Origin of the sequence: Paenibacillus sp. 3LSP (assembly GCF_032465655.1) — a bacterium.
GTDB lineage: Bacteria > Bacillota > Bacilli > Paenibacillales > Paenibacillaceae > Fontibacillus > Fontibacillus barengoltzii.
The window spans coordinates 106400-113654 of sequence record NZ_JAWDJI010000098.1; the positions used below are offsets into that span (position 1 = coordinate 106400).

The following is a 7255-nucleotide window of genomic DNA, read 5'->3' on the forward strand; positions in this document are numbered from 1 at the left end:
AAATGTATTCTCTCTCCCTGTCCGTTATTAGAAGTTTTGTCATGAGATCAGACCGATGGCTAATCCTATTTGATCGAGCTTCCATTTCGTATACGCCAAAATCTCCCGGAACGTGTTGGGAAGCGGCTTCAGCACCTTAGAAGAAATCAGCGACAGGCGAGGTTGCTCGTAATTTAGCGCTTGCGCGATTTCATAAGCACGGTTTCCATGAAACGTGTGGGTCACGATCAGAACGGATGTAAACCCCCGTTCTTCTAGGATCTCCTGGCTAAATTTCAGATTCTCATAGGTACTGGTCGCCTTGTTCTCAAGCAGCATCTTCTCCCGCGGAACTCCCTGCTGCTCCAAGTAATTTGCCATCCCTTCTGCTTCGGTATAGTTGGAGGTTGCCGTATCCAACCCACCGGTCAGCAGAAACCATTGAAATTTGCCCGCCTTGTAATCCCTCAGGCTTTGATCCAGCCGCTCCCGAAGACCTGGACTCGGCTCGTCCCCCCAAAGCGCGGCTCCCAAGACAATGCCCACCTCTGCCGGTTCGGATAAATCAGAATTCGCCGCCGGATTCCGCTCGATGCTGCCGATCTGAGCTAGTACGTACAACATCCATCCGATCCCCAGCGAAATCACGACCAGCCCCCAGCGGAAGATCCGTTTCCTCACACGCCCTTTGCGCTGGTTGGGCCGCAGCGACATCCGCATCATTTCGTTAGGTTTGGCATTACGCATGGTTTATCCCCCCGATTGATTCGGTTCCGAAGTCATAAATCCGCTCTGATAATGATCTAGAGACAGGCGGAAATAGGGAAAACGCCGCTCCTTAATGTCATGAAGTAATCGCTGAGCCGTTTCCGTTGCCAGATCATAGTCTTTTACCGATATAAGTCCTTTCGTTAAAGCTTCATCCAGCTCGTCTTCATCCAAAAGAAACACTTCACGATTTTTGAGTACGACGATATCCAGGTACAAATCATCAAACCAGGGCACTCCCTGATCGGTCACGCCTTGGGTCTTACAAACATCGATGTACCACTCCACGATCTCACCTTGATCATCAAACATCGCCGTCACAACGAAATGGGCACCTTTGGGATAGTACTGCAGCCAAGTATAGCCCTTGTCAGCGATCCGAAAAGTATGTCCCCCGTAGGTTTTCCATAACGGATCACGCAAGGCGAAAATACTGTACAGCGTGACATATCCCGTAAACTCATCGCTCTCCACATACTTGGATTTGAATTGACGATGAGTCACACGGCGCCAATTCGCACGGTCTCCGAATTTTCGCTTCATAAATAAGATCCCTTTCAACACAATGTAATAACAGCTTACCATATTTGAAAGAGAGTCACAAAAGCCATTTTCCCATGAAAAGAACGCCTGTCAACGTATATCCAAGGTAGACTAATCGTGTTTTGCAGAAGTGTTTCTTGATTTAACAGAAAAAACAACCCCCAGTCACGCCTATGCGAGAGCTGAGGGTTGTTTGGCTTGAACATAAACATGGGATGACTAGCCGTTATCCACCAGCCCCTACGGTTCCATCCGTAGTTCCTGCTGGAATATCCGTGTTGCCGGTTCCGTCCCCGCCATCGGCCGGTGGAACGATCACACCTCCGTCATCATCATCCATAGGCAAATCATCCATTGGGTTTCCGGTGTTGTCTCCCCCGTTGCCTTGGCCGTTACCGTTGTTCCCATTCGGACCACCATTTCCGTTCCCATTGCCATTTCCGCCATTGTGATGGCCACTTCCATTCCCTGGACCATTCCCTGGACCGTTGCTTGGCGGGAACCCTTGATCTCCACCTCCGCCATCAGGCAGATTGGGATCTAGTGGATTATTCGGATCCGGACCCACAGGCGTTTCGTCGTCGGTTGGCGGTTCCACGCCGTCGATCAGCACTTGCGCAGTGTTCGAAGGTTCGCTCTCTACCGCATTCACCGGATCATACGCCGTGACGTAATACACATACCCAGTACCCGGTGTGACGCTGATATCTTCAACGTCCGTCGCCACGGAATCCAAAATATGAGTGAAGGTCGTTTCAGATGCCTCCCGGCGGTAAATATGATATACCGTGTCCGGAGTTTCAACGCCAGTCCAGCTGAGGGATACCGCACCGGTATCCGGATTATAGACGGCATTTAAACCAGTTGGAGCGGCGATTTCCGGCTCATCAGGCTTATCCGGCTGCAAGTTCTGCGGAACCGGGAACTGCTTCACCGGCTCGCCCTTCAATGCCTCCTTCATAACGGCGGCGAACAAGGCTGCGGTCTGGCCGCTGCTTCCGTTCAGCAAATGATTTTTGTCCGGCTTATCGTATCCCATCCATACTGCTCCGGTCCATTCTGGGGTATAGCCCACAAACCAGACATCGCGGTTTTTGCTGCTCTTCAGCCCAGGAATCCCGTGCTGCGTAGTCCCAGTCTTACCGGCCACCGGACGGTCTAACTTCGCGCGTTTCCCGGTACCGTCATTAACGACGTTTTGCATCATGGTCGTCATGTAATAAGCCGTTTGCTCACTGATGACCCGTTTTGGCTTAGGCGCATTGTATTTATATTTCTCCACGCCATTATGGTCAACGATTGATTTGATCGAATAAGGCGGATTATACAAGCCGCCATTAGCGAAAACGCTGTAAGCGCCGGCCATTTCCAACGTGTTTGTGCCGTAGGTTAAACCGCCCAATGCGATGGCCAAGTTGCGGTCATTTTTGTCCATTTTTATGCCCATCGCCTCGGCATATTTGACCCCGGTGCTTACGCCAATTTCATTCAGCAACCAGACGGCTGGGATATTCTCGGACTTCGTCAACGCGTCCGTCATATTAATCGTCTTCGAATACCCATGCAGGTTCGTTGGGCAATAATCGCCAAAACACTGCTTCTCATTGCTGATCTGCGAGTTTGGCGTAAATTTGCCGGATTCCAGAGCCGGTGCGTACGATACGATCGGCTTGAACGCCGAGCCCGGTTGACGGCGACTGTCCAGTCGGCTGAACCCTTTGCGCTGATAATCCCGGCCGCCCAGCAAGGCGACGAGACTCCCATTTTGATGGTTCATGATAACCATCGATGCCTGAACTGGCTGGTCATCTTTGCTCTTCTCAAAAAAATCGTCGTTCGCGAAAGCTTTCTCCAACGCTTTCTGCGCTTGTGCATCCATCGTCGTGTAGATCTTATATCCGCCGCGGTTCAACTCGTCCTCGGTTAGCCCAAATTTCTCCTCGGCTTCTTCCACGACATAGTCTTTAAATGCGAGATAGCTTTGATTGGTAGCCGGCGGCTCGTAGTTGTAATCCACCGCCTTCGCTTCATCCCGTTGCTCCGCTGTAATATAACCTTCCTGATACATCAGCTCGAGTACCACGGCACGGCGTTCTTTAGAAAGCTCAGGGTTTTTTAGCGGATTGTATCGAGACGGCCCCTTTGGCATCGCCGCTAGTGTAGCCATTTCCCACAAGTCAAGTTCATTCAAATCGCTTTTGCCGAAATACCGGATCGAGGCGGCCTTGATTCCATAGACCGTCCCCCCGAAGTTGATTCGGTTCAAATATAAGGTTAGGATTTCATCCTTCGTTCTGCGGCGTTCCAAGGCCAAGGCAATCGACATTTCCGTTGCCTTCCGGAAGAAGGTTTTGTCCGAGCTTAGGAAAATGTTCTTGGCTAACTGCTGGGTGATCGTACTGCCGCCTTCAACCAACGAGCGGGCGACGATATCTTTCACAGCCGCACGGCCGATCGACCATAAATCCACACCCTTATGATCGAAGAAACGGCGGTCTTCCGTTGCCACGAACGCTTGCTTCAACAGCTTCGGAATCTCGTCCGATTCCACGGGTTCACTCTTATCGATGGACAATTCGCCCATCAGTACCCCTTTGCGGTCATACACCTTCGTTGTTTCATAAACCGTCAGCTTGTCCCCATTTTCCATCAGGATCTTCTCACCGCTGACCGTAATGTACATATAGCCTGCAATTGCGCAGAAGACCGCAAAAGCAATCGTAAAAAATGAAGTCCACAACACGCGTTTGGCCGTCAGCCTTTTCTTTTTATGAGCTTTCGGCGCTTTGTTCTTTTTGTCCGGCTTACCGCTTCGTTGCAGTCTTGATGGCCTTTGGCTAGACATGGTTTGTTCTGACTCCCTTCCTGCCATTTCACTTAAGTCGATGTTCAAAGATCGGCCTTTGCGGTTTGTTCTCTCTATCCTGTGCGTGAATGGAAATTCCCAACCACGAGCAGTGTTCAGTGGCGTAAGGTGCAGCCCCTTCCACTTTGAACCTATCATATCACCGCTCAAGCGTTCGTTCGATGACGGAATCGATGATATCCGAGTGATTTTTGAACATCACCTGACCGAACAACAATTTCGGCAGACCCTAAGCTTCTGGCTTAAAAGTGCCTGGAAAGAAAAGAACAACCTTGGTTCAGGTTGCTCCATCTTCATCCTATACTCTTAACGTATTGAAGTTCAAAAAGTTTCAGCCTGAGTTAATCCTCGTTTTGCGATTCCTGCATGAGCGATACATTCCGCTGCGGCTGGAACGTCGAGATCGCGTGCTTGTACACCATTTGCTGGCGGCCATCGCTGTCAATGACGATCGTGAAGTTGTCAAATGCTTTAATCGTCCCTCTGATCTGGAAGCCGTTCGTCAAAAATACGGTGACCGGGATGCTCTCTTTCCGTAATTGGTTCAAAAATGTATCCTGGATGTTAATGGTCTTATTCATAGCCGTACCCCCAATAGGAATCAATTAGTGTTTAGAATTATATTCAAGATCAGCGGGAAACTTTCCTGCTATTATAGCATGCGCTGACGCCAAAATCTCGGAAAAATTTTCGCCGTCGCCGACGTCAATCCATTGGATATCCTTCATATGGCGGAACCAGGAAAGCTGTCTCTTGGCAAAGCGGCGCGTATCCCGTTTCAACTTCTCGACCGCAGCATCCAACGGAACGCCGTCCACCAGATGTTCAACAATTTCTTTATACCCCAGACCTTGCATCGAAACGGAATCGCGGCTGTATCCTTTCTGCAGGAGTCCGCGAACTTCATCCACAAGGCCAAGCCGCAGCATCTCGTCAATTCGCCGTTCAATACGGTTATAAAGCATTTGGCGGTCCATTGTCAAACCGATGAGGCAAAGCTCGTAAGGGGATTGCTTCTGCTGTTTCTCCAGCTGGGACGATAAGGTCTCCCCCGTGATATGAAAAATCTCCAACGCCCGGATCACCCGACGCACATCATTCGGATGCAGACGTTCTGCAGATTTGGGATCGACCTCCGCCAATTTGGCGTGCAACGCTTCGACCCCGTGAGTTTCAGCGAACGCTTGCTGCTGAGCACGAAATTCTTCATCTGCCCCCGCTTCCGTAAATTGAAACTCATAACAGACCGATTCAATGTAGAGCCCCGTCCCGCCAACGATAAAGGGCAAATGCCCGCGTTCGGTAATCTCTGGGATCAGCTTGCGGCACCACTCCTGAAATAATGCGACGGAGAACGGTTCGTCGGGATCCAGCACATCGATGAGATGATGCGGAATGCCGCCCATTTCTTCCTTGGTGATTTTAGCGGTGCCGATGTCCATTCCCCGGTAGACCTGCATGGAATCGCCGGAAATAATTTCGCAAGACAGGTCCCGCGCCAGCTCGATACTAAGCTTCGTTTTGCCGACCGCCGTTGGGCCGAGCAGCACAAGCAGTTTCGGTTTATCGTTTCGGGTCAAGCGAAATCACTCCATAGGCAATTTTGGTGTGGGAGCGGTTGATCGCCTGAAACCCCAGTCGATCAAATTCGCTGCTCCCGCGCTTCTCTTTCAGCACTACCGCTTTTCGAGCAACCCGGCAAGCCTCCTTCACCGCCTCCGGATCAAGTTGATTTGGATTCGCAAACGCTCGCAGCGGTGAAATGGACGACGATTCCGTGATCGGATCGCGAAACATCGGGTCGAAGTAGACGATATCTGCGCTCTTGTCGGGCATCGCCCGAAGCGCGTCCAAGTGGTTCGTATGTATCGGTTCGATCCGCCGCAACGCTTCGTCAAAAGCCGGCAGACCGGAGACGTAGTGCTTCAGCCCCTCGTACAGCAAGGCCCAAAGCGGCAAGGAATCCTCCAAGGCCAGCACTTTACCGTCAGCCCCTGCGGCAATCGAAAAGATCATCGCATCTGCCCCAAGTCCTGCCGTACCATCGATGATGACATCGCCCGGTACCACACCGGCCGCATCCAGCATCGCATCGTTTTCTCCTTTAAACAGCCGTTTGGCCCGTACAAACGCCATGCTGGGGTGAAACGTCATCGTCTCTCGGCCAGTTCGATGCAGACGGGCGCCTTGCTCCAGGACCACCAGAATATCGCTGTCGCCATGGCGTTCGGCCAACCGAGCCAGTGAGGTCCCGCTGCGCGGGATATACGGAACGCGGGCCAGCTGGGCCAGTTCTTGTGCGCGGCGTACGGCAGCGGGTGATTCATGGTCTCCTGTGGTAATTAACATGATGAATTCCTCCGTTTGCGTTCGTTACATGACCCGCTTGAACAGCTTCTCCAAATCGTACGTAGAGAAGGAAACGATGATCGGCCGCCCGTGCGGGCAGGTATATGGCTGTTTGCAGGCAGCCAGTCGGCGAAGCAGCGTGTTTGCCTCTTCCGGCGTCAGCTTCTGGTTCGCCTTGATCGAAGCTTTACACGAGACCATCGTAGATGAAGCTTCACGCAGCTTGGCCAGGTCAATGGCCCGTTCGTTCAGCACCCATTCGGCCATTTCTTCAATAATGCTTGCTTCTTCTCCTTGCGGGAACCAGTACGGATGCGCCACCACGCGGAAGGTACCGCCTCCGAAATGCTCAAGTACAACCCCCACCTGTTCGAACCAGTGCAGCCGCTCCTGCAGCTTCGCGCTGTCCGATGGGGTAAATTCCAACGTAATCGGAATAAGCAGCTCTTGTGAAGCATCGGCCGGCCGCCCAAACTTCTCGTAATAGTACTCGTAATTTACGCGTTCATGGGCGGCATGCTGGTCAATGATGTAAAGTCCCTGATCGTTCTGGGCGATCAGGTAGGTCCCATGATGCTGTCCGATCAAGGACAGCTCAGGAAACGCCGGAAGCTCCGGCGCCGCCGCAGGCGAGCCGTACAACGCTTCCGGCATCTCTTGCAGCCGCTCGCCACCCCCATAGGTGGCGGCGTTAGGTTGGCCAAGCCTGCCTTGCGGCTTGGCCGAGCTTGGCGCGGCGCCGTACGTGCC

7 protein-coding genes are annotated in these 7255 nt (G+C 52.1%); all 7 read right to left on the bottom strand.

Going from position 1 to position 7255, the window contains the following annotated elements:
• Positions 1 to 39: 39 nt before the first annotated feature.
• Positions 40 to 726, bottom strand: coding sequence for a YdcF family protein (locus RW092_RS08110; RefSeq protein ID WP_016312031.1), 687 nt, complete (start codon positions 724 to 726; stop codon positions 40 to 42).
• A gap of 3 nt (positions 727 to 729) precedes the next feature.
• A complete protein-coding gene (locus tag RW092_RS08115) occupies positions 730 to 1290 on the bottom strand; it encodes a ribonuclease FAU-1 family protein (protein WP_036699214.1) in 561 nt (186 codons plus the stop codon).
• 226 nt (positions 1291 to 1516) lie between these two features.
• Positions 1517 to 4135 carry a transglycosylase domain-containing protein gene (locus RW092_RS08120; protein ID WP_316009955.1) on the bottom strand — a complete coding sequence of 873 codons (2619 nt, stop codon included), beginning with the start codon at positions 4133 to 4135 and terminating at the stop codon, positions 1517 to 1519.
• Between the two features lie 362 nt (positions 4136 to 4497).
• Positions 4498 to 4737, bottom strand: a complete 240-nt coding sequence (hfq, locus tag RW092_RS08125; protein ID WP_016312028.1) for an RNA chaperone Hfq — start codon at positions 4735 to 4737, stop codon at positions 4498 to 4500.
• Positions 4738 to 4761: 24 nt separating this feature from the next.
• Positions 4762 to 5736 (bottom strand): tRNA (adenosine(37)-N6)-dimethylallyltransferase MiaA, encoded by a 975-nt coding sequence (gene miaA, locus RW092_RS08130; protein ID WP_009226591.1) that lies wholly within the window; start codon positions 5734 to 5736, stop codon positions 4762 to 4764.
• Positions 5720 to 6505 (bottom strand): class I SAM-dependent methyltransferase, encoded by a 786-nt coding sequence (locus RW092_RS08135; RefSeq protein WP_028537550.1) that lies wholly within the window; start codon positions 6503 to 6505, stop codon positions 5720 to 5722. The genes miaA and RW092_RS08135 overlap by 17 nt, the downstream gene beginning before the upstream one ends.
• A 24-nt stretch (positions 6506 to 6529) precedes the next feature.
• On the bottom strand, positions 6530 to 7255 hold a 726-nt coding region (locus RW092_RS08140; RefSeq protein ID WP_486187850.1), incomplete at its 5' end, for a DNA mismatch repair MutL family protein.

Excerpts from the sequence above, each read along its gene's own strand:
- RW092_RS08110 (WP_016312031.1), bottom strand. The coding sequence starts at position 726 with ATGCGTAATGCCAAACCTAACGAAATGATGCGGATGTCGCTGCGGCCC.
- RW092_RS08115 (WP_036699214.1), bottom strand. The coding sequence starts at position 1,290 with ATGAAGCGAAAATTCGGAGACCGTGCGAATTGGCGCCGTGTGACTCAT.
- RW092_RS08120 (WP_316009955.1), bottom strand. The coding sequence starts at position 4,135 with ATGTCTAGCCAAAGGCCATCAAGACTGCAACGAAGCGGTAAGCCGGAC.
- hfq (WP_016312028.1), bottom strand. The coding sequence starts at position 4,737 with ATGAATAAGACCATTAACATCCAGGATACATTTTTGAACCAATTACGG.
- RW092_RS08135 (WP_028537550.1), bottom strand. The coding sequence starts at position 6,505 with ATGTTAATTACCACAGGAGACCATGAATCACCCGCTGCCGTACGCCGC.